18 protein-coding genes are annotated in these 20,149 nt (G+C 74.0%); 6 read left to right on the forward strand and 12 right to left on the reverse strand.

Annotation, left to right across the window (positions count from 1 at the left end; genetic code table 11):
* Nucleotides 1-27: 27 nt before the first annotated feature.
* The 9 genes from ABZW30_RS16050 to ABZW30_RS16090 form a co-directional block, all read right to left on the reverse strand.
* Complete coding sequence (locus ABZW30_RS16050) at nt 28-1,173, reverse strand: ABC transporter permease (protein WP_355671707.1); 1,146 nt, start codon at nt 1,171-1,173, stop codon at nt 28-30.
* Nucleotides 1,170-2,087 carry an ABC transporter ATP-binding protein gene (locus ABZW30_RS16055; RefSeq protein ID WP_355671708.1) on the reverse strand — a complete coding sequence of 306 codons (918 nt, stop codon included), beginning with the start codon at nt 2,085-2,087 and terminating at the stop codon, nt 1,170-1,172. Before ABZW30_RS16055 ends, ABZW30_RS16050 begins: the two co-directional genes overlap by 4 nt.
* Nucleotides 2,088-2,242: 155 nt before the next feature.
* Entirely contained in the window at nt 2,243-3,397 is a 1,155-nt protein-coding gene (locus ABZW30_RS16060) for an FHA domain-containing protein (RefSeq protein ID WP_355671709.1), read from the reverse strand.
* Between the two features lie 73 nt (nt 3,398-3,470).
* The gene (locus ABZW30_RS16065) at nt 3,471-4,826 is read right to left on the reverse strand and encodes a VWA domain-containing protein (protein WP_355671710.1); all 1,356 of its coding nucleotides are present in this window, start codon (nt 4,824-4,826) and stop codon (nt 3,471-3,473) included.
* Between the two features lie 94 nt (nt 4,827-4,920).
* Nucleotides 4,921-6,261 carry a PP2C family serine/threonine-protein phosphatase gene (locus ABZW30_RS16070; RefSeq protein WP_355671711.1) on the reverse strand — a complete coding sequence of 447 codons (1,341 nt, stop codon included), beginning with the start codon at nt 6,259-6,261 and terminating at the stop codon, nt 4,921-4,923.
* Nucleotides 6,262-6,264: 3 nt separating this feature from the next.
* Complete coding sequence (locus ABZW30_RS16075) at nt 6,265-8,838, reverse strand: tetratricopeptide repeat protein (protein WP_355671712.1); 2,574 nt, start codon at nt 8,836-8,838, stop codon at nt 6,265-6,267.
* 5 nt (nt 8,839-8,843) lie between these two features.
* Complete coding sequence (locus tag ABZW30_RS16080; protein WP_355671713.1) at nt 8,844-10,205, reverse strand: hypothetical protein; 1,362 nt, start codon at nt 10,203-10,205, stop codon at nt 8,844-8,846.
* 190 nt (nt 10,206-10,395) lie between these two features.
* Nucleotides 10,396-11,346 (reverse strand): glutamate ABC transporter substrate-binding protein, encoded by a 951-nt coding sequence (locus ABZW30_RS16085; protein WP_355671714.1) that lies wholly within the window; start codon nt 11,344-11,346, stop codon nt 10,396-10,398.
* A 15-nt stretch (nt 11,347-11,361) separates the two neighbouring features.
* Entirely contained in the window at nt 11,362-12,675 is a 1,314-nt protein-coding gene (locus ABZW30_RS16090; RefSeq protein WP_355671715.1) for a hypothetical protein, read from the reverse strand.
* Nucleotides 12,676-13,225: 550 nt separating this feature from the next.
* Between ABZW30_RS16090 and ABZW30_RS16095 the strand changes: the two genes are divergently transcribed.
* Nucleotides 13,226-13,801 carry a nucleosidase gene (locus ABZW30_RS16095; RefSeq protein WP_355671716.1) on the forward strand — a complete coding sequence of 192 codons (576 nt, stop codon included), beginning with the start codon at nt 13,226-13,228 and terminating at the stop codon, nt 13,799-13,801.
* Nucleotides 13,802-13,895: 94 nt separating this feature from the next.
* Here ABZW30_RS16095 and ABZW30_RS16100 read toward each other — a convergent pair whose 3' ends face one another.
* The gene (locus ABZW30_RS16100; RefSeq protein ID WP_355671717.1) at nt 13,896-14,813 is read right to left on the reverse strand and encodes a sigma-70 family RNA polymerase sigma factor; all 918 of its coding nucleotides are present in this window, start codon (nt 14,811-14,813) and stop codon (nt 13,896-13,898) included.
* 104 nt (nt 14,814-14,917) lie between these two features.
* Between ABZW30_RS16100 and ABZW30_RS16105 the strand changes: the two genes are divergently transcribed.
* Complete coding sequence (locus ABZW30_RS16105; RefSeq protein ID WP_355671718.1) at nt 14,918-15,700, forward strand: NAD(P)H-binding protein; 783 nt, start codon at nt 14,918-14,920, stop codon at nt 15,698-15,700.
* A 31-nt stretch (nt 15,701-15,731) separates the two neighbouring features.
* A complete protein-coding gene (locus tag ABZW30_RS16110) occupies nt 15,732-16,253 on the forward strand; it encodes a hypothetical protein (protein ID WP_355671719.1) in 522 nt (173 codons plus the stop codon).
* A gap of 6 nt (nt 16,254-16,259) precedes the next feature.
* Here the strand turns inward: ABZW30_RS16110 and ABZW30_RS16115 are convergent, their stop codons facing one another.
* Nucleotides 16,260-16,856 (reverse strand): cysteine hydrolase family protein, encoded by a 597-nt coding sequence (locus tag ABZW30_RS16115; protein ID WP_355671720.1) that lies wholly within the window; start codon nt 16,854-16,856, stop codon nt 16,260-16,262.
* Between the two features lie 82 nt (nt 16,857-16,938).
* Here ABZW30_RS16115 and ABZW30_RS16120 point away from each other — a divergent pair, with 82 nt between their 5' ends.
* The gene (locus tag ABZW30_RS16120; protein WP_355671721.1) at nt 16,939-17,898 is read left to right on the forward strand and encodes a helix-turn-helix domain-containing protein; all 960 of its coding nucleotides are present in this window, start codon (nt 16,939-16,941) and stop codon (nt 17,896-17,898) included.
* Between the two features lie 48 nt (nt 17,899-17,946).
* Nucleotides 17,947-18,432: an SRPBCC family protein gene (locus ABZW30_RS16125; protein ID WP_355671722.1), complete on the forward strand. Its 486-nt coding sequence runs from the start codon at nt 17,947-17,949 to the stop codon at nt 18,430-18,432.
* Nucleotides 18,433-18,635: 203 nt separating this feature from the next.
* Here the strand turns inward: ABZW30_RS16125 and ABZW30_RS16130 are convergent, their stop codons facing one another.
* The gene (locus tag ABZW30_RS16130) at nt 18,636-18,986 is read right to left on the reverse strand and encodes a DoxX family protein (RefSeq protein WP_355671723.1); all 351 of its coding nucleotides are present in this window, start codon (nt 18,984-18,986) and stop codon (nt 18,636-18,638) included.
* A gap of 95 nt (nt 18,987-19,081) precedes the next feature.
* Between ABZW30_RS16130 and ABZW30_RS16135 the strand changes: the two genes are divergently transcribed.
* Nucleotides 19,082-20,005, forward strand: coding sequence for a LysR family transcriptional regulator (locus ABZW30_RS16135; protein ID WP_355671724.1), 924 nt, complete (start codon nt 19,082-19,084; stop codon nt 20,003-20,005).
* Nucleotides 20,006-20,149 lie beyond the last annotated feature (144 nt).

Consider the following 20,149-nt stretch of genomic DNA (forward strand, 5'->3'; position numbering starts at 1 on the left):
CGGCGTCGGGCGGTCAGCGGGGGACGATCAGGCGTCTTCCCACTTGAACAACTTCCAGGCGATGCCGGTCAGCACGGCCGCGAACAGCAGCAGGCCGCCCATGGTGGGCAGGGCGTCCATGACGCCGCCGCCGCGGGTCAGCACCGACTGGGCGCTGCTGACCAGGTAGTGGAGCGGCATGACCTTGGAGACGGTCTGCAGCCAGCCCGGAGCGCCGTCCATCGGGAAGAACGAGCCGGACAGGAAGGACATCGGCAGCACGATGATCTGCGAGATGCCGTTGGCCGCCTCCTCGGTCTTGGCGACCGAACCGGCCAGCAGGCCGATCGACATGAAGGCGAGCGTCGCGCAGGCCACCAGCGGGATGACGAGCCACCAGTTGCCGGTGAGCTTGAGCCCGAAGAAGCTCGTGGCGACCACCAGGAAGACGCTGGTCTGCAGGAGCGCGGTCAGCAGCGAGACCAGGATCCTGGAGCTGACCACCGTGCCGGCGCTGATCGGGGCCAGCCGCAGTCGGCGCAGCACCTTGGACTTGCGCCAGTTGACCAGGGTCAGCGCGGCGCCGAAGACCGCGCCGGTGGCGACGGCCCAGCCGAGCAGACCGGGGGTGAGGAACTGGATCGGCTTGAGCGACTTGTCCTCGACCTGCTGGGCGTCCAGCACGTAGGCCGCCGGCTGGTGGGTGGCCCTCTGGTTGGCCTCCTGGACCACCGAGTTGAGGATGCCCTGGAGCGCGCCGGCGCGGACCTGGTCGGCGGCGGTGTAGCGCAGCTCGACCTGGCCGTCCGGGCCCTGCTTGATCAGCGCGTCGAAGTCGCCCTTGCGGACCTTCTCCAGGGTGGCGGCCTCGTCGTCGGTCTTGGTGATCGTGAGGACCTTGTCCAGCCCGGCCCGCTCGTCGCCCTGGATCGAGTCGAACAGCTTCACCGCGCCGACCTGCGCCACCTTGGCGTGCGGGCTGGTGGACCCCTTGGTCACGCTGCCGAAGAAGACCAGGAACACCAGCGGGAAGAGCAGGATGAAGAAGGTCGCGGTGCGGTCGCGCTTCATGCCGAGCAGCATCGCGCGGGACAGGCTCCAGAAGGCGCTGACCCGTTCCTGCCCGCCGGCGGCGCCGGCCGAACCGCCGCGCTGGGCGGGGACCTTCGGCTCGGTGGAGGTGGAGGCGGTCATGCGCGGAACTCCCGTCCGGTCAGCTGGAGGAAGACGTCCTCCAGGGTGGCGCCGCGCACTTCGAGGCCGCGCAGCGCGTTCTGCTCGGCCAGCACGCTGAGCACCGGGGCCGGGAGCCGGGTCGAGACGGAGAGCGAGACGGTGTCGTCCTCCAGGGTGGCGACGTCGGCGCCGGCCGCGGTCAGCAGCTCGCGGGCCCGCTCGACCGGCAGCTGGCCGGAGGCCACGCTGATCCGGACGGTGTCGTCGATCTCGCGGATCAGCGCCGCCGGGGCGCCGGTGTGCAGGATCTTCCCGTGGTCCATGATCGAGACCCGGTCGCAGAGCACCTCGGCCTCGTCCAGGTAGTGGGTGGTCAGGACGACGGTGCGGCCCTCGTTGTTGATGTCCCGCAGCAGGTCCCAGAGGTTGCGCCGGGCCTGCGGGTCGAGGCCGGTGGTGGGCTCGTCCAGGAAGACGAGCTCCGGGTCGTGCGCCAGTGCGCAGGCGATCGACAGGCGCTGGGCCTGGCCGCCGGACATCTGGTCGGTCAGCGTCTCGGCCTTGTCGGAGAGGCCGACCCGCTCCAGCATCGCATCGGCCCGCTTGGGACCGACCCCGTAGAACGACGCGAAGGTGCGGATGGTCTCCCGGGCGGTCAGTTTCCGGAAGAAAGCGGAGGCCTGGAACTGCACGCCGATGCGCGGCAGCAGTTTCGGATTGCGCGGCCAGGGAGCCATCCCCAGCAGCTCGACCCGACCCTCGTCGGGCTTGCGGACCCCTTCCAGGATCTCCATGGTGGTGGTCTTCCCGGCCCCGTTGGGGCCCAGGATCCCGTAGAACTCGCCGGCCTCGACGGTGAAGGACACCCCGTCGACGGCCTGCACATCCCCGTACCGCTGACGGATGCCGTCGGCGGATATAGCTGCAGTCATGTGCCCTGACAATAGGGCTTTCGATGCGTCTTGTGCACACCTGGGGCGGGGATTTGGGTATCCCCTGAGGAAGCCGGAGAAAGACGGGCCGGGCGAAATGTTGAATTCAGCCCGGCCCGCCCGGGGTTGTCGCTGATGCACCCTCAGCAGGGTGTTCAGGCGCGGTGCATCGTGATCGTCGTCCAGGCGCCGATGTGGATCCGGTCGCCGTCGTTCAGCGGCACGGCGGTGTGCGGGGTGACCGGTTCCGCGCCGCCGTTGACGGTGGTGCCGTTGGTGGAGTCCTGGTCGACCAGCACCCAGCTGCCGTCCGCCTGCTCGGCGAGCAGTGCGTGCTGGTGCGAGGCGCCCGGGTCCTCCGGCGGCACCGACAGGTCGATCTCCGGGACGGTGCCCCGGTGCTGGCTGCGCCGGCCGATCCGCAGCTGGCCGCGGCCGGTCAGCGGGATGCGGCGCTCGGGGCAGTACGGCGGGAAGAACAGGCCGGCCGCCTCGGGGCCGCTGCGGGCCATCATCTCGGTGAAGTAGTCGCGGTCGGCCGAGACCACCGCGATCCAGTTGGCCCGGACCGCCTCCACCGGGGCCGCCTCCGGCTGGGGCTGCGGCATCGGCGGGGCGAGGTGGAAGGAGGTGCCGAAGTCGCCGCCGCGGTTGTTCGGGCCGGGGCCGGCCGGGTGGGCGTACACCGGGCCGGAGTCCTCGCGCACCGGGGCCTCGGGGAAGGCGCCCTCCGGCGGAGGGTAGCCGTAGGTGTGCGGGTACTCGGGCTGGGGCGGCTGCGGGGCGGGCGGGGCCTGCGCGGGGCCGCCGTAGGCCGCCGGGATGTTCAGCGGCGGCGGCGGCGGGGGCTGGGCCGGGCCGGGCACCGGCGCGGGTCCGGCCGGGGTCTGGCGGCGCGAGGGCGTGGACAGCTCGTAGTCGTAGCCGCACTCCTCGCAGAACCGGCCGGTCTGCGGGCTGCGGCAGATCGGGCAGACGGTCAGGCCCTCGGTGAGGCCCTGCTGCTGTGCGGCCGACGGGAAGGCGCCGGGCGGGACGGCGCCGGAAGGCACGGCCCCGGGGGGTACGGCCCCGGGCGGCGGGAAGGCACCGGGCGGCGGGAATGCGCCGGGCGGGGGCGGCGGGGCGCCGAAGGACGCACCGCCGTGCTGCGGGTGCCCGGCGGGTGCGCCGGGCGCGGGGTCGGCGCCGGGCGCCCCCGGGTAGCCCCCGTGGGCGCCGGGTGTCGGGACCGGCGGAGTCATCGGGAAGCCGCAGAAGTCGCACCAGTCCTCGGCCTGCGACTCGTGGCCCCTCGGGCAGATCGGCATCAGGTCCCCCTCGTTTCGGGCCGGCACGGTGCGGTGTCGCGCCGGGCGGCCGGCCCGATCACGTCTTCAGCGGTCACTTCTTCACACGTACCGTCTTGGTCGACCGGGTCTCAAGGGTCATCGAGTCGGCCTCGCTCACGTTCTTACGGAATCGAACCGTACCCTCCTTCGGGTCCACCACGTCCACCACCTTCTGCAGCAGCTTGTAGGTGCCCTCGTTCCCGGTCGCGTGCGCGATCCGGACGGCGGCGCCCAGCTTGGCGGTCGCGGTGTCGACGTCCCCGGAGCGGTGGGCCTCCAGGCCCTCCTGGATCGAGGAGGCGAGCTCGGCCTGCCCGGTGTAGTGGGCGACCTGCGGGCTGATCCGGGTGGAGGAGGCCAGGTCGTCGGTCCAGACGGCCTTGACGAGGCCCTGGCTGAGCACCTCGGGGGTGCCGCCGCCGACCTGCGGGGGCAGCACCAGGCTGACCCGGGCGGCGAGCATCTCGTTGCCGACCGAGGCGGCCGGGACCTCGACGCAGACGTGGTAGTCGCGGCTCTCGTCGCCCCAGGAGCCGGTCGGGTAGTCGCCGGCCCGGGGGCCGGCCTCGGCGCGGCGCTCGGTCAGGTCCTCGACCGAGGGGGCGACCTGCTTGACGAACTTCACGGTGGCGTTGGCCGGGGTCCAGATCCGCAGCGCGACGTCGGCGACCTGCTTGCCCATCGCGCCGGCCATCATCGAGCGGAAGTCCTCGGCCAGGCCGGACGGCTCGGCGACGATGTCGACGGTGCCGAGCAGCGCCGAGGAGATCTTGCGTAGCTCGTCGATCCGCCAGTCGGTGCCGACGCCACGGCAGTCGGCCGTGAAGTGGCCGGTGACCCGCTCGATGTTGCGGGCCAGGTCCGCGGCCGACTCGTGCTCGTTGTTGCCGTCGGTGAGCAGGATGGCGTGCCGGATGGCGATGTCGCGGCGGGTGAGGAAGAGCTTGTCGGCCTTGGCCAGCCAGGTGCCCATCGCGGTGCCGCCGGCCGCGGTGAGGCGGCGCAGCGCCTCCTTGGCCTGGTCGCGGGTGGCCGGCGAGGCGGTGGCCAGGGTGCCGTCGCCGGGGTAGATGTCGCGGGCCTCGTGGGTGCCGGCCACCACGGCGAAGGCGGTGCCGTCGCGCAGGGCGTCGATGGCGGCGGCGGTGGCCTCGCGAGCGCCGTTGATCTTGGTCTTGGGGTAGTCCATCGAGCCCGAGCAGTCGACCAGGATCACCACGGCCGCGTTGGCGTCGGTGCCCTGGGCGGCGGCGTCGGTGAGGCCGAGCGGGCGGCCGCCGGAGGTGCCGCCGCCGGTGGCGGTGACGGTGACGATGGCGTTGACCTCGCGGGCGCCGTCGGCCAGGTACTCGTTCTGGAAGATCTCCACGTCGAACCTGGGCAGGTTCGGCTTCGCCAGTGTTGCCATGGGGCGGTCGGCTCCCGTCGGGTGAGGGGTGGATGTGATCAGGTCGGTGGGCGGTCCGGCGGACGGGGCCGTCGGACCGGTCGCGGACGGCCGGTCAGGCCGTCGGCGGGTGCGGCGGCTGCGGCGGGACGGGCAGGGCGGCGGGCGGGGCCGGCGGTGCGGGCGGGACCGCCGGCGGCGCGGGCGGTCCCGGCGGGACGGCCGGGGCCGGGGGCAGCGGGGCGGCGGGGGAGCCGATCACCGGGAGGTTCGGCAGGGTCGGCTCGTAGTCCTCGAAGTCCTCGTCGCCCCCGGGCGCCTCGGCACCGGCCCGGGCCGTCACCGGGCGATTCAGCACCGGCAGGTCCAGCGCGGTGGGCGTCTCCTCGACCTCCTCCACGGACACCGTCGGCGGGTCGATCGGCAACACCGCGACGGTGATGTTGTCGTGGCCGCCGGCCGCGACCGCGAACTTCACCAGGGTCTGCGCCGCCAGGAGCGGTTCGGTGCGGGCGTCCGGCCGGACGTAGTACGCCAGGTCGGTGGCCGCCTCGGCGTAGTTCCACAGTCCGTCGGTGCAGATCAGCAGCACCCCGGGGACGTGCGGGGTGAAGTCGAGGGTGTGCGGCACGACCTCCTCGGCGTCGGCGCCGAGCCAGCCGGTGATCGCGTGGGCGCGCGGGTCGGCGTAGGCCTCGGCCTCGCCCATCAGCCCGGCCTCGACCATCCGGGCCGCCCAGGAGTCGTCCTGGGTGAGCCGGAAGGGCTCGGCCGCGGCGCGGTCGTCCGGGATCCAGTACGCCCGGGTGTCGCCGACCCAGCCGATGGTGACCCGGCCGCCGGCCGCTATCGCGCTGACGTAGGTGCAGGCGGGCGCGTTGAGGTCGGGACGGGCCGGGCCGGCGCCGTCGGTCGCCAGGTCGGCGACGGCCTCGGCGGCGTCGGCGATCGCGGCGCGCATCGCCTCGACCGGGTCCCGGCCGGCCTCCAGGGAGGTCAGCAGGGACTCGGAGGCGGCGTCGACGGCGGTCTCCGAGGCCTCGTCCGGGCGGTCGGAGGAGGAGACGCCGTCGCAGACCACGGCGACCACGACCGGCTCGCCGCCGGGCAGCGAGGAGGCGGCGACGGTGAAGGAGTCCTCGTTGCGGTGGTGGCGCACGCCGCGGTCGCTGACCCCGGCGACGCCCGCGAGCGCCTTCTCCATGTGGTCGCGCGGGCGCGGCTGGGCGCTCCCGCAGCCCTCGCAGTAGCCGTCCTCGGCGACCTGCGCCCGCCCGCAGCTCACACAGACCGGCCCGCGCTGCGACGGGACGGCCTCACTGCGGGCGGCGGCCCAGCTGGCGGGCATCGCGCCCGGGGCCGCCCGGCCGTCCCGGCCGGCCCCGCAGCGGCCGCAGAACGCGTCCTCCGGGTCCATCGGCTCGGAACAGCTCGGGCACTCGGTCTGCTGCGGCATCGGCTACACCCACGTCCTGGGGCGGGCCCGGTTGGCCCGTTCCACCATCTCGATCCTGGTCTCGGCCCGGTCGGCCAACCGGGCGAGTACCCGGTAGGACTGTTCCAGGGCGAAGCGCAGTTCCCGCTCCGCGGCGGGTCGTCCCAGCACCATGGTGGTGCCGGCCTGCTGGGCGCCCGCCGACCCGGCGGTGACCCAGCCGAGGGCGGCGCCGAGCACCTCGACCGAGAGCTCCTCGCGGCGCCGGTCGTCCAGGCGCAGCGCGGTGAGCTGGTCGGAGCTCGCGCCGAGGTCGGCGGCCAGCGGGTCGGTGGCGGGGCGTTCGCGCAGCCGGGCGCGGACGGCGGCGATCCGGGCGGCGGTGTACTGGCTGGAGGTGGCCGGGACGGACTCCAGCACGTGCACCGCGCCGGGCCGGTCGTCCTCGGCGAGCCGGACCCGGGCGAGGCCGAAGGCGGCGCTCAGGTAGGAGTGGTCGGTGGTCCACACCAACCGGTAGAACTCGGCCGCGTCGCCGCCGTCGCCGAGCAGTTCGGCGCAGATGGCCAGGGCCAGCTTGGGCGCGGCCTCGCCGGGGAAGGCGTCGTAGACCGCGTCGAAGGCCTCGGCGGCGGCCCGCAGATCGGCTGTGAGTCGCGCGGTGACTCGCCCACTCGCCTCCGGGCGCTCCTGACCCGACGCCGAGGCGGCCTCGGCGGCCCCCACCAGGGCGACCAGGCCGCGGTACCAGACCACCCGCCAGTCGTCCGGGTGGTCGTTCTCCAGCTCGGCCAGCTTGTTCACGGCCGTGCCGTGGCGGCCGAGTTCGAGCAGGGCGCGCAGCTCGCGCAGTCGGCTCTCGACCGAGTCGACGGGGGCGCCGGCCAGTGCGGCGAGCGCCTCCTCGGGGTCGGTGGCGAGCAGGGTGGCGAGGAATCCGGCGTTGGGGTCGCCCGGGTCGACCCGGGGGACGGGCAGTGCGAGGGCGGCGGCCGCCGGGTCCAGCGCGGCCACCCGCAGCTGTCCCTGCTGGTCGGCGGGCAGCACCAACTCGGTGTCCACGACGCGCAGTTCGGGTCCGAACAGGGTGGAGAGCGCGGGCCGGGGCCGGTCGTCCTGGAGGGCCAGGACCTCCCGCAGTACACCGGTGAGCTGGTCGGCCATCTCCTCGGCGGAGGAGAAGCGGCGGGCCGGGTCCGGGTCGGTGGCGCGGACCAGGAAGCGGTAGTACGACTCGTACGTGGCGAAGACCTTGACGTCCTCGGGGCCGGGCAGCGAGTCGCGGTAGGTGGTGCTGTAGCCCTGGAAGTCGAAGGTGAGCACCGCGAGGGTGCGGGCCACGGTGTACAGGTCGGAGGCGGGGGAGGGGCCGTGGGTGGCGATCTCCGGGGCCTGGTAGCCGACGGTGCCGTAGATCGGGCCGTCGTGGTCGAGGCGGCAGACTGCGCCCATGTCGATGATCTTGAGGGCGTCGCCGCTCTGGATCACGTTGTCGATCTTGAAGTCGCAGTAGATCAGGCCCCGGCCGTGCAGGTACCCGAGCGCCGGCAGCGCCTCCAGCGCGTACGCGATCGCCACCTCCACCGGCAGCGGCTCGCGCCGGCCGCCGTCCGGGGTGCGGCGGTCGTTGGCGATGTCCTTGAGCGACTTGCCGCCGACGTACTCCATGACGATGTAGCCGTCGGTGGAGCCGGACTGGAGGTCCAGGTGCTCGGCGAAGTTGATGATCCGGACGATGTTCGGGTGGTCCACCTCGGCCAGGAAGCGGCGCTCGGCGACGGCCGCGGCCAGCGCGTCCTCGTCCCCGGTGTTCAGCAGGCCCTTGAGGACGACCCACTTGTCGTTGACCCGGCGGTCCACCGCCAGGTAGATCCAGCCGAGTCCGCCGTGCGCCAGGCAGCCGACCACCTCGTACTGCCCGCCGACCAGGTCGCCGCGGCGCAGCTTGGGGGTGAAGGAGTACGGCGTGCCGCACTTGGTGCAGAAGCCGTCCGGGCGCCCGGGGCAGCCGTTCTTCTCCCGGCCTACCGGGGCCTCGCACTTGGCGCAGTAGCGCTTGCGCTCGGGCACCTCGGGGTTGGCCAGCACCGCCAGCGACGGGTCGGCGGTCTCCACGGTCGGCACGGTGACCAGCCCGGCGCCCAGCCGGTTGCGGGCGCCCGCGCTGACGCTGCCGCGGGTGGAGCGCACCGAGACCGAGCGGCTGGAGCCGGTGCGGGTCGAGCGGTGCGAGCGGGAGCGGCCGGACATCGAGCGGGAGGAGCCGGTGCGGGCCGACATCGAGCGGATCGAGCCGCTGCGGGCGGAGTCCGGGGAGACCCGCGCGGACGGGACGTAGGGCTGGGTGAGGCCGGTGTCGGCGCCCGGCGGGGTCAGACCGCACTCGTCGCAGTAGCCGTCCGCGTCGATGCTGCCGGAGCAGTCACGCGGGCAGGGCGAGCCGGGGCCGGCGGCCGCCGCTGCCTTCGGGGGTGCCGCGGTGGTGCCGGTGCCGCCTCCGCCTCCGCCCGCCGGTGCCAGCCCGCACTCGTCGCAGTATCCGTCGGCGTCGATCCTGCCGCTGCCGGAGCACTCCGGCCGTACGCACGTCTCGCCCATCAACCTCAGCCCCCCTGTACCTGTCCGTCGACCGGCGTCTGGCCGGCCGGCTCGTGTGACGGCTGCTGCTCGGCCTGTGCCGGGCGCAGCGACTGCTGGAAGCGGGCCACCGCGGCGGCCGCCGCCCGCAGGTCGCAGGGCGCGCTCCAGAGCAGCCAGCGCGCCTTCTCGTACCGCTCGATCACTTCCGGGTCCTCGGAGACCCGCATTCGGGCGGCCATCGCCTTGTAGGCGTCCAGCCGGCCGCGCAGCTCGGCCCGGACGGCCAGCGGCTGGGTCACCTCGGTGAGCGAGTGCCGGGCCCGGGCCAGCTCCTTGGCGGCGGCGTCCTCCAGGGCGTCCAGCAGCGGGGCCAGCCGGCCCCACTGCCCGCCCTGGCGCAGCTCCAGTGCGGTGACGATCCGTTCGCGCAGCGCCGAGGCCGGGCCGGGCACCGCCGGGACGTCGCTGGCCGCTATCTTCGCCAGCACCTCGCCGCGGGCCCGGCGGGCCTCGGCCAGGGTGGCGTCGGCCCGCTGGAGCAGGTCGCCGACGCCCTGGAGGCGCTCCTCGGCGTCGTCGCGCAGCCGCAGCAGGTTCTCCAGTTCCAGCCGGACGCCGTCCAGCGCCCGCCCGGCCCGGTCGAAGCGCTCGGTGTCCACCACCCCGGCGGGGGTGGCGAAGGCCGAGCCCTCGGGCACCGTGCCGCGCTGGGCCGGCACCCGGGCCGGGCGCCACAGGGCCAGCGGGTCCTCGCGGACCTCGGTGCGCAGTTCGGTGAGGTCCCGCTCCAGCCCGACCAGGTCGTCGCCCAGCGGGTGGCTGCCGGCCCGCACGCCGAGCGAGGCGGCCAGGGTCTGTACCCGGTGGAGTTCGGCCAGCAGCAGGTCGATCCGGGCCGGCAGCGCCGACCAGACCGCGTCGGCGGCGCTGACCACCTCCAGCACGGTGGCGTACCAGGAGTTCATCCGGGCCATCAGCGCGTCCAGGCTGATCCGCTCGACGAGCTTGGCGGGCGCGCCGAGCAGCTGCGGGCCGTCGGGCACCGCGCCGCCCGGGACGGTCACCGCGTCGCCGGTCAACAGCTCACTGAGCTCGGCGAGTTCGGGCGCGCCGGGCTTGGCCTTGCGGGCCCGCACGGCGCGCGCCGAGGCGAGTGCCTCGGAGTACCGGTCGAACAGCGCCCAGAGCAGCGGCAGTCCCTTGCCGGCGACGGACCAGCGCTCCAGGGTGCGGCCGGACAGCTCGGCGCCGTCCATCAGCCGCAGGCCCGGGTGGTCCTGCAGGGCGAGCAGCGCCGACTCGACCGCGTCCCGCTCCGCGCCGAGGCGCGCCAGCGCGCGGTCCACCTCCTCCCGGCTCAGTACCGGGCCAGCCGATGCCGCCACCGCGGTGTCCTTCCTTCCTCGCGTGTGATCCCGACGTTCGTGACGTGTGATCCCACGACAACCCCCGTGTCCACCACCGGTCTCCCCGTGGTGATCGTCCCGAACCATAGCCGGTGCCGGTTCGGGCGGTACGGGCGCGGGGCGTCAAGACCGCGTCAACGCCCCGCGTCCGCGGCGGTCCGTACCCGTCTCAGTGCGGCACCGGCCAGTAGCGCTCGGCGTCGTTGAGCATGTACGGCTTGAGCCAGCGGTCGTACGAGCGCCCCCACTCGCCGCTCGCGTGGTAGTCGGCCAGCACCTGGTTGACCCGGGCGGTCAGGTCCGGGCTGGTCTTGAGCATGGCGACGCCGATCACCTCCGGCTGGGTGTCGCCGTCCACGATCCGCACGGTCTGGTCCTGGGCGGCCTGACCGGCCGCCAGGCCGTCGTCGGTCATGGTGGCGTCGACCTTGCCGAGCTGCATCAGGACCAGGCAATCCAGCTGGTTCTCCCTCGTGACGACCTGCTTGGCGGTCTTCTTGGGGCCGTTCACGACGTCGAAGGCGGTCGACCCCTTGGCGACGCAGACGGTCCTCCCGGCGATCGCCTCGTCGAGGTTCTTCGCCGGGGAGGCCTTCGGCACCAGCACCCGCTGGGTGATGTTGAAGTACGGCTTGGAGAAGGCGACGTCCTCCATCCGCTTGCAGCTGACCGTCATGGTGCGGACGATCAGGTCGACCCGGCCCTTCTGGACGGCGTCGATCCGGTCGGCGGTGGCCACCGGCTTGAGGACCACCTTCTCGGGGTCGCCCATGATGGCGGTGCCGATCGCCCGTGCCAGGTCGATGTCGAAGCCCTCGATCTGGCCGGTGTTCGGGTTGCGCGAGCCCCAGCGGTAGCTGTTCTGGTCCACGCCGATCACCAGGCTGTGTTTGGCCTTGACGGCCTTCACCGCCCGGCCGTCGTCGTTGCTGGGCGGCACGCTCTTGTAGATGTCGCAGGTGTTGTCCTGTGCCTGCTGGTCCTGTTGGACGGCCTGCGGCGCGGCCGTCGCGGCGGTCGGCGCCGCGCCGGAGGGGCCGCCCCCGCCGAGCACGGCCGCGCAGGCCGCGAGCACCGCCAACGCCGCGGCGCTCCTGGTCCGTACGGTTCTGGTGCGCATCTCGTCCGTTCCCCCTTACCGGTACTCGGCCAGTCGCCGGCCGAGGCCGCGCAGCGCGGCGGCCGCGGCCGCCAGGCCGAGCACCGCGGCCGCGCCGGCGGCCAGCCGCAGGTCCCCGGCGGTGCCCTCGGCGGCGTCGGTGAACCGGGCCTGCTCGGCGTCGGCGGCCTGCCCGAGGGCCTTGTCGGTGGCGTCGAAGGCGGCTTCCGCCGTGCTGGTGGCGTCGGTGGCCGACACGGTGGCGTTCAGCGCGGCCTGGTAGTCGGCGTCGTCGACCTCCAAGGACCGTGCCTTGTCGTGCCGTTGGCGCCATTCGTCGTACTGCTGTGCGGCGTCGCGGACCGGCTGGGCGGCGGACGGCGGGGCGAGCCGGACCGCCTCCGGGAGCGAGCCGCTGCGCCGCTCCAGCGGGACGTCCTTGGCGTCGTCGCCGGAAAGGTGCTCGGTGGTGCTGTTCCACTGGTCGGCGTACTTGGTGGTGGAGCCGCGCGCGACCAGGTGCAGGTTCTCCGCCAGCCGGGCGGTCAGCACGTCCACCCGGGCCGAGTTGAGCGCCCGCAGCGGGGTCGCGCCGTCGTGGTCGCTGCGGTCCAGCGCCGAACCGGCGGTCAGACCGGCGACGGTGAGCCAGAGCGCGCCCGCCAGGACGGCGGCGGAGGCGCCCAGCAGGCCGATGTTGAACACCCGGTTGGTGCGGCGGAACAGCGTCAGCTGCACCCAGCCGAGCGCGGCCAGGGTGAGCACCGCCAGGCCGTACGCCCCCCACGGCACGGACTTGGCCTCGGCGTAGTCGTTCGCCAGCTCCTTGTCCTCGAAGCCGTTCAGCTCGGCGGCGGCCGGCAACAGGACGTCCTGCATCTGCTCGGAGGCGTACCGCAGGTAGGCGCCGCCGAGCGGGATGCCCTGCCGGTTGTCGGCCCGCGCGGTTTCCACCAGACCGGCGTACACCGGGAGTTGCTGGTTCAGTCGGGCGAGTGAGTCCTGGGCCGGCGAGGTGGACGTGGTCCGGGCGGCGGCCTGGGCGATCAGCTTGGCGGCCTGGGCGAGGTCCTGCTCGTAGCGGTCCCGGACGTCCTTGGGCTCGGCGCCGGCCAGCAGGAAGCCGGTGGCCGCGGTGGTGGCGGCGTCCGCGAGCGAGCGGTGGATCTCGGCGGCGTCCCGGCTGAGCGGCTGACTGTACGAGACCACCCGGTCGGCGGCCGTGGCCCTGGTCTCCAACTGCCAGGCGGTGAGCCCGCCGAAGGCCACGGTGAGCACCGCGAGCACCACCCCGGCCAGCCGCAGCCGCCCCGGGGGCGTCCGGGTGGCCTGGGCCAGGCGGGCGCGCACGCCGCGCTCCGGGGCGCCGGCCCGGGGGCGCTTCGCGAGCGGCGCGGCGCCGGGCCCGGGAGCGGGGAAGCCCGGGGAAGGCGTCCCCGGTGCCGTGCCCGGTGCCGCCCCCGATGCTGTCCCCGACGCTGTCCCCGGTGCGCCGAACAGGGCCGCTCCCGGTACGGCCGGTGGACCGCTCGGCCGCGCCGGGAACGCGGCGCCCGGGGCGCCGTTGCCTACTGGTGATGCCACCCGCCTCATCCTCCCCTGGGTACGGACCCGACACCCGGGGCCCGACCGATGGCAGCAGTATGGCCGTGACTCCTCCCGGCCACACCTGACTTGCGCGGATCTTGAGCATGTCGTGCACGGTTTCCGCACGCTCTCGTACGGCTCGGTACGACTTGTACGGGCCCGGTGCGGTCCGGGGCGGCTCGATGCGGCCCGTAACAGTCCGTAACGGCTCGGACGGAGAGGTGGCGACCCGTGCGACGCGGGCGGCGCCCCTCGCGGTTCCATCAAGCGACTTCCGAGGTGAGGCACACGCCCGCTCCGTACCATGGGCCCCATGCGACTGCTTGGAACGATCTCACCCGACCGCCCGCTGCTCGTCGTCGCCGTCCGTGAGGAGGCCGCCTACCTGGGCGAGCGCCTGCCCGTGCTGCTCACCGGGATAGGGAAGGTCAACGCCGCCGTGGCCCTGGCCACCGTGCTCGCCCAGGGCGAGAAGCCCTCCGAGGTGATCAACCTCGGTACGGCCGGCGCGCTGCGTCCGGGCTGGGAGGGCATCCACCACGTGGTCCAGGTGATCCAGCACGACCTGGACACCGAGGTCCTGCAGACCCTGACCGGCCGCAGCTACGGCGGCCCGCTGGTGGTCGGCAAGGGCGACGGCCCGGTGCTGGCCACCGGCGACCTGTTCGTCGACTCCCCGGCCGCCCGCGAGCGGCTGGCCGAGCACGCCGACCTGGTCGACATGGAGGGCTACGCCGTCGCCACCGTCGCCCACCGGGCCGGGGTCCCGGCGCGGCTGGTGAAGTACGTCAGCGACGAGGCGGGGGACGGCGCGGCGCACACCTGGCGGGAGTCGGTGGACGGCTGCGCCCGGCACCTCGCCGACTGGGCCCACACGCAGGGCTGGTGACGGAACGTCCGCGAGCAGCCGGACGGCGTGGTCGGGCGCTGAGTCCTCCGGTCCTTCGGGTGGGAGGGCGGTCGCCCTCCCACCCGTTGTCGTCCTAGTCGCGGAAGGTCGAGAGGTCGAAGGTCGCCAGCCGCTCCGGGTCGGCGATCACGTCGATCGCGGTGATCGCGCCGTCCACCACGGTGAACGCCATGATCGACAGCGCCCGGCCGTTGCCGCCGATGACCACCGCGCCCGCGGTGCCGTTGACCAGCGCCGGGCGGGCGAACGGCGACAGCTTGCCCCACATGGCGGCCTGGCCGGCCACCGTCGCGGCGCCGGTGAGCACCAGGGTGTGCCGGGCCAGCGCGGCCCCGCCGTCCGAGCGCAGCACCACGTTCGGGTCGAGCACCGCGACCAGCGCCTCCAGGTCGCCGTTGCGGGAGGCGGCGAAGAAGGCGTCCACGGCGAGGCGCTGGCGGCCCAGGTCCGGGTCGGGCGCGGGCGCCTGCCCCTGCACCTTGCGGCGGGCCCGGCTGGCGAGCTGACGGGTCGTGGCCGCCGTCTTCTCGATCAGCGGCGCGATCTCCTCGAACGGCACCGCGAACATGTCGTGCAGCACGAAGGCGACCCGCTCGGCGGGCGACAGCGACTCCATCACCACCATCAGTGCCAGACCGACCGAGTCCGCGAGCATCACCTCCTGCTCCGGGTCGACCACGCCCTCGCGGCGCAGCAGCGGGTCCGGGATGCGCTCCGGGCCGGTCTCCCCGTCCGGCCCGGTCGGCATCAGCGGCTCCTCGCGGCGCTGGGCGCGGTCGCGCAGCAGGTTCAGGCAGACCCGGGACACCACCGTGGTCAGCCAGCCGCCGAGGTTCTCCACCCCGGCGGTGTCGGTGCGGTCGTACCGCAGCCAGGCCTCCTGGAGCGCGTCCTCGGCCTCGCTGATCGAGCCGAGCATCCGGTACGCGACCGCGCGCAGACGCGGCCGGTGCTCCTCGAATCGAGCGGTCCGGGAAGATTTCTCGTCCACCGTGTCACATTCCTTCGTCGCCTCGGGGCAGGGCAGCAGGAGTCACCCAACAATGGGTACGGCGGGGAGATCAACTCCCGGTCGGGGACGAATCGGAGACGATCGTGACGAACAACCTGGTACTGGTCACCGGCGGCACCGGCACCCTGGGCCGGCAGGTCGTCCCGCTGCTGCGTGCCGCCGCGCGCGCGGTGCGGGTGCTCAGCCGGCAGGAGCGCGCGGCCGGGGACGGCGTGACGTACGCGCGCTGCGACCTGCTCGGCGACCCGGCCGAGGCGGACGTCCGGCTGGACGGGGCGCTCGCGGGCGTCGACACCGTGCTGCACCTCGCGGGCGGCCCCAAGGACGACGACGAGGCCACCCGGCGGCTGGTCGCGGCCGCGCGGCGGGCCGGGGTGCGGCACCTGGTGTACATCTCGGTGATCGGCGCGGACAAGGTGCCGCTCGACTACTTCCGGGCCAAGCTCGCCGCCGAGGAGGCGGTGACCGGCTCGGGCCTGCCGTACACGGTCCTGCGGGCCGCCCAGTTCCACGACCTGGCGTTCACCGTGGTCGAGAAGATGGCGAAGCTGCCGGTCGTCCCGGTGCCCGGCGGCGTCCGCTGGGAGCCCGTGGACGTACGCGAAGTCGCCGCCCGGCTGGTCGAGTTGGCCCTGGGCGAGCCGGCCGGGGCGGTGCCCGACCTGGCCGGTCCGACGGTGTACGGGATGGGCGAGCTGACCCGGGGCTACCTGGCCGCGCAGGGGCGCCGCTTCCGGCAGATGCCCGTACGGGTGCCGGGCGAGCTCGGGCGCGCCTACCGGGCCGGGGACAACCTCGCCCCGGCCGGTGCCGAGCACGGGCGGCGCACCTGGGAGGAGTTCCTGGCCGAGCGGCTCGCCGCCTGAGTTGTCGCCGCGGAGCCCTAGGGTGTCCGCCATGTCATTCCTCGATCGTGTTCGTGCCACCCCCGTCGCCGTCGACTACCTGCTCTGGCCGGGCGACTTCTCCCTCGACGCCTACTCGCACGTGGAGGAGGTGGTGCTCGCCTCCGGGGAGGCCCTGGAGGAGGTGGCCAAGTGCGGTGCGGGCGGCACCTTCTTCCTCTGCGGCGAGGGCGGTGACGAGCGGCCCGTGCTGTACGCCGACTCCGAGGGCGGCGCGGCCCTGATGGCCGTCGGGCTGGAGGAGATGGTCCGGCTGCTGCTGGCCGTGCCGTGGTGGCGGGACTGCATCCGGCTGACCGAGGAGGAGAGCGCCGAGGCGGCCGAGGAGTACGTGGCGCAGGAGCCCGACCTGTTCGCCGACCGCGACGCGGCGGCGGCCGCGCTCGGGATCGAAGTCCCCACCGTGGCCGAGGCGTTGGCCCGGCTGCGGGAGGTCGCGTTCGGCCTCGGGGAGCGGTACGTGCTGCTCAACGCGGAGGAGGGCAACGCGTACGAGCCGCTGTTCAGGGCGTAGCGGGGATCAGGCCTGGGCGGCCCGGAGGACGGCCTCCGTGGTGACCACCTTGGCGAAGCGCATCGCGTGCAGGGTGGTCGCGGTGGCGCGGGCGAGTTCGGCGGCGGGGACGGTGGTGCCGTCGGGGCCGGTCATGTCGAAGGTGTGCATGGCGTCGGTCGGGAAGATCGCGTCGTAGCCGAGGTTCCCGGCCATCCGGGCCGTGGTCTCGTTGCACACGTTGGTGATGATCCCGGTGACCACCACCTGCCGGGCGCCGCGCTGCTGGAGCCAGGCGTGCAGGTCGGGGGTGCCGTAGAAGGCGCTGTTGACGGTCTTGGTGATGTGCAGGTCGGGGGTGACCGCGGCGACGAAGTCCTTGAGCGCGTGGCCGGGCGTGCCCTCGACCAGCGGGCCGGCCGGGGAGGCGTGCTGCACGGTGACGATCGGGCGGCCGGTGGCCTGCCACGCGGCGATCAGTTCGGCGATCCGCTGCTCGGCCCGGGGGTTGTCGCGGGGGCCCCAGAAGTCCTGGTCCTCGAAGCCCTGCTGGACGTCGATGAGGAGCAGGACGGCGTCGGGGTCGAGGGTGAGGGGGGCGTCGAAGGCGTCGGTGTTCGTCATGCGTCCATCGTGCTGGACGTCGTTGGATCACGGTGATGGGCAGGGATGCCACCCATCGATGGATTCCTGCCATGCTTCCGCCATGCGAACGGTGGGATGCCTGATCTTCGACGGCGTACGGGCCTTCGACTACGCGGTGATCGGCGAGGTGTGGGCGAACCGGCCCTCCCGGCCGGGGCTGCCGGGCTTCGACCTGCGGGTCTGTGGGCCGGCAGGGGCCCGGGTGCGGCTGGGTGGCGGGCTGGAGCGGTTGCCGGACGAGGGGCTGGGGGCGCTGGCGGACTGCGACCTGGTGGTGGTGCCGGGGGTGGAGGAGCCGGGTGCCGCGCGGCCTCCGGAGGTGCTGGCGGCCCTGCGGGAGGTCCGCGATCGCGGTATCCCCGTCGCCTCGCTCTGCGCGGGCGCCTTCGTCCTCGCCGAGGCCGGGCTGCTGGACGGCCGGGAGGCGACCACCCACTGGGCGCTCGCCCCCGAACTGGCCCGCCGCCACCCGGCGGTGACCGTCCGGCCCGAGGTGCTGTTCACCGGCGGCGAGGGCCTGTGGACCTCGGCGGGCGTTGCGGCGGGCATCGACCTCTGCCTCCACCTGGTCCGTACCGCCCACGGCCAGCAGGCCGCCGCCACCATCGCCCGTGCGATGGTCACGGCCCCGTTCCGGGCGGGCGGCCAGGCGCAGTTCATCCCGACTCCGGTGCCCGCGCCCGCCGAGGACGACCCGCTGGCGCGGGTGCGCGCCGAGGTCCTGACCTCCCTCGACACGCCGTGGACCGTCCGCCGGATGGCGGCCGCCGCCGTGATGTCCGAGCGGTCCTTCGCCCGTCACTTCGGCGCCACCACCGGCACCACCCCGCTGCGCTGGCTGCTGGACCAGCGGATCCTCGCCGCCCAACGACTTCTGGAGGAGACGGACTTGCCGGTGGACGCGGTGGCCGTGCACTGCGGCTTCGGCTCGGCGGTGTCGCTGCGGCCGGTGTTCGTGTCGCGGGTGGGCGTCGCACCGAGGGAGTACCGGCGCGCGTTCCGGGGGCGGGAGGAGAGCTAGGTTCGGGGGCGAATGCCCGTCACAGGGCCCGTCACAGGAGGAGATCCGATGGCCTGGTTCACGCTCGAACGCTTCGACCCGTCCTTCTTCGAGACCGCGCCGCACCGGCACTCGTACGTGATGGACCTGCCGGTGGCGCCGGAGACCGTCTGGCGGGGGCTGGCCGGGGACGCGCCGCTGGCGTGGTGCCGGGGCCTCGCGGGTGGGCGGTACACCTCGGCGGCGCCGCACGGGGTGGGGACGACACGGGAGATCACCGCGGCAGGGCTGTTGCACCTGCGGGAGGAGTTCGTGCGGTGGGAGGAGGGGACGCGGCACTCGTTCTGCGTCACGGAGGCCAGCCTGCCGCTGTACCGGCGGTTCGGGGAGGACTACGTGGTCCGGCCGAACGCCCACGGCACCCGGTTCACCTGGACCTTCGCCTTCGAGCCGAACCCGCTGCTGGCCCGCCCGGCCGCGCTGACGGACCTTCCGGGGACGGCGTTCCTGAAGAAGCTGATCGCCGACACCAAGCGGCACTTCGGCGCGGCCTGAGCGGGGTCGAGCTGGTCGGCGACCACCTGCTGCCGATCACCGCCGCCGACGAACTCGCCGCCGCCGTGCGGGAGTTCCTCGGGGCCGTGTAACAGGGGCAAAGCGGTCCTCCGCGCCGGCCGCTACGGTGCCGAGTTCGCGGCGCTGGACGGCCGCACGGACGGCCGCACCAAGGTGTGTGCGGTGGCGGCCTGATCGGCCCGTCAGCGGGCGGCGGAGAGGGCGAGGGTGGCGACGGCCAGGGTGAGGTAGCCGGCGGGGAAGTAGAGGTTGTGGAGCACCCGGGTGCGGACGTGGGTGGCCACGGCGCCGATGTAGAACAGCACCAGGCCCACCGCGGCGACGATGCCGAGCGGCGGGAAGGCCACCAGGCCGATCAGCAGCCCGGCGGCCCCGGCGGCCTTGAGCGCGGCCAGCCGCGGGATCCAACTCCTCGGGACGTTCACCTCGGCGGAGTTGGCCAGGACGAAGGGTGCCCCGGCGAAGTCCGCGGCGGCGATTCCGGCGTTGGCGGCGATGGCGGCGACCGCCACGAAGACGTACGCGATGGACATGGGACTCCTTCGTCGCTGACACGGGTGCTTGCTCGCCGTCCAGCCTCGTCAGCCCCTCGTCTTGCGTCCAATACCTGCTTCCATAACCTGATGGAATGGATGTGGACACCCGGCTGCTGCGCTACTTCACCGCCGTCGCGGAGGAAGGCGGCCTGACCCGTGCGGCGGAGCGGCTGTACGTCTCCCAGCCCGCCCTGACCAAGCAGATCCGGCAGCTGGAGAACAGCCTCGGCACCCCGCTGTTCGTCCGCTCCCGGGCCGGGATGGCGCTCACCGAGGCCGGCTGCGCCCTGGCCGCGCGGGCGCCCGCGCTGCTGGCGGCCTGGGACGTCGCGCTGCGGGAGACCAGGGCCGCGGCGAGCCGGGCCGAACGTGTCCTTCGGATCGGCTTCCTGGCCAGCGCCGCCAACGAGGCCACCCCGCGGATCGTCGCCGAGTTCACCCGCCGCCGCCCGGGCTGGCGGGTCGACATGCGGCACGCCACCACCTGGTCGGACCCCACGGCGGGCCTGGCGGACGGGGAGGTGGACGCGGCGCTGCTGCGGTTGCCGTTCCCCGGGCAGGAGCGGCTGCGGGTGGCCGAACTGTCCGTCGAGCCGCGCTGGGTGGCGCTGCCCTCGGCGCACCCGCTGGCGGCCCTGGAGGTGGTCCCGTTCCGGGAGCTGTGGGACGAGCCCTTCGTCGCCGCCCCGGCTGAGACCGGCGCCTGGCGGGACTACTGGGTCGCCGCCGGCGAGCGCGAGGGGCGCCCGGTGCGGATCGGCGCCGTCGTGGACCAGCCCGACGACTGGCTGAGCGCCATCGCCAACGGCTACGGGGTCGCGCTCGCCCCCGAGTCCACGGCCCGCTTCTACGCCCGGCCCGGGATCGTCTACCGGCCGGTGAGCGGTGTCAGTCCCAGCCGGATCGGGGTCGCCTGGGCACCGGTGGACGACGGCAACCCGGTGGTGCGGGACTTCGTGCGATGCTGCGTCGAGAGCACCGGGAGCACCGAGAGCACCGAGAGCTCGGAGGAGTGAGCTGCGGGGAGCGGCGGGGTGGTGAGCGCAGGGGTGGCTGAGGGGTGGCGAGCGGAGGGGTGGCGGCCCTCAGCGCCGCCACCCCCCGTTGGCTTCTCGGCAGCGGGGCCGGGGTTCGTTGAGTCAAACCCCACGGTGGGGTGA

Source organism: Kitasatospora sp. NPDC004669 (assembly GCF_040609455.1).
In the GTDB taxonomy this organism is placed as follows: Bacteria; Actinomycetota; Actinomycetes; order Streptomycetales; family Streptomycetaceae; genus Kitasatospora.

What these genes read in the sequence shown, in the direction of transcription:
- ABZW30_RS16050 (WP_355671707.1), bottom strand. Translation starts at nt 1,173, where the DNA reads ATGACCGCCTCCACCTCCACCGAGCCGAAGGTCCCCGCCCAGCGCGGC.
- ABZW30_RS16055 (WP_355671708.1), bottom strand. Translation starts at nt 2,087, where the DNA reads ATGACTGCAGCTATATCCGCCGACGGCATCCGTCAGCGGTACGGGGAT.
- ABZW30_RS16060 (WP_355671709.1), bottom strand. Translation starts at nt 3,397, where the DNA reads ATGCCGATCTGCCCGAGGGGCCACGAGTCGCAGGCCGAGGACTGGTGC.
- ABZW30_RS16065 (WP_355671710.1), bottom strand. Translation starts at nt 4,826, where the DNA reads ATGGCAACACTGGCGAAGCCGAACCTGCCCAGGTTCGACGTGGAGATC.
- ABZW30_RS16070 (WP_355671711.1), bottom strand. Translation starts at nt 6,261, where the DNA reads ATGCCGCAGCAGACCGAGTGCCCGAGCTGTTCCGAGCCGATGGACCCG.
- ABZW30_RS16075 (WP_355671712.1), bottom strand. Translation starts at nt 8,838, where the DNA reads ATGGGCGAGACGTGCGTACGGCCGGAGTGCTCCGGCAGCGGCAGGATC.
- ABZW30_RS16085 (WP_355671714.1), bottom strand. Translation starts at nt 11,346, where the DNA reads ATGCGCACCAGAACCGTACGGACCAGGAGCGCCGCGGCGTTGGCGGTG.
- ABZW30_RS16095 (WP_355671716.1), top strand. Translation starts at nt 13,226, where the DNA reads ATGCGACTGCTTGGAACGATCTCACCCGACCGCCCGCTGCTCGTCGTC.
- ABZW30_RS16110 (WP_355671719.1), top strand. Translation starts at nt 15,732, where the DNA reads ATGTCATTCCTCGATCGTGTTCGTGCCACCCCCGTCGCCGTCGACTAC.
- ABZW30_RS16115 (WP_355671720.1), bottom strand. Translation starts at nt 16,856, where the DNA reads ATGACGAACACCGACGCCTTCGACGCCCCCCTCACCCTCGACCCCGAC.
- ABZW30_RS16120 (WP_355671721.1), top strand. Translation starts at nt 16,939, where the DNA reads ATGCGAACGGTGGGATGCCTGATCTTCGACGGCGTACGGGCCTTCGAC.
- ABZW30_RS16125 (WP_355671722.1), top strand. Translation starts at nt 17,947, where the DNA reads ATGGCCTGGTTCACGCTCGAACGCTTCGACCCGTCCTTCTTCGAGACC.
- ABZW30_RS16130 (WP_355671723.1), bottom strand. Translation starts at nt 18,986, where the DNA reads ATGTCCATCGCGTACGTCTTCGTGGCGGTCGCCGCCATCGCCGCCAAC.
- ABZW30_RS16135 (WP_355671724.1), top strand. Translation starts at nt 19,082, where the DNA reads ATGGATGTGGACACCCGGCTGCTGCGCTACTTCACCGCCGTCGCGGAG.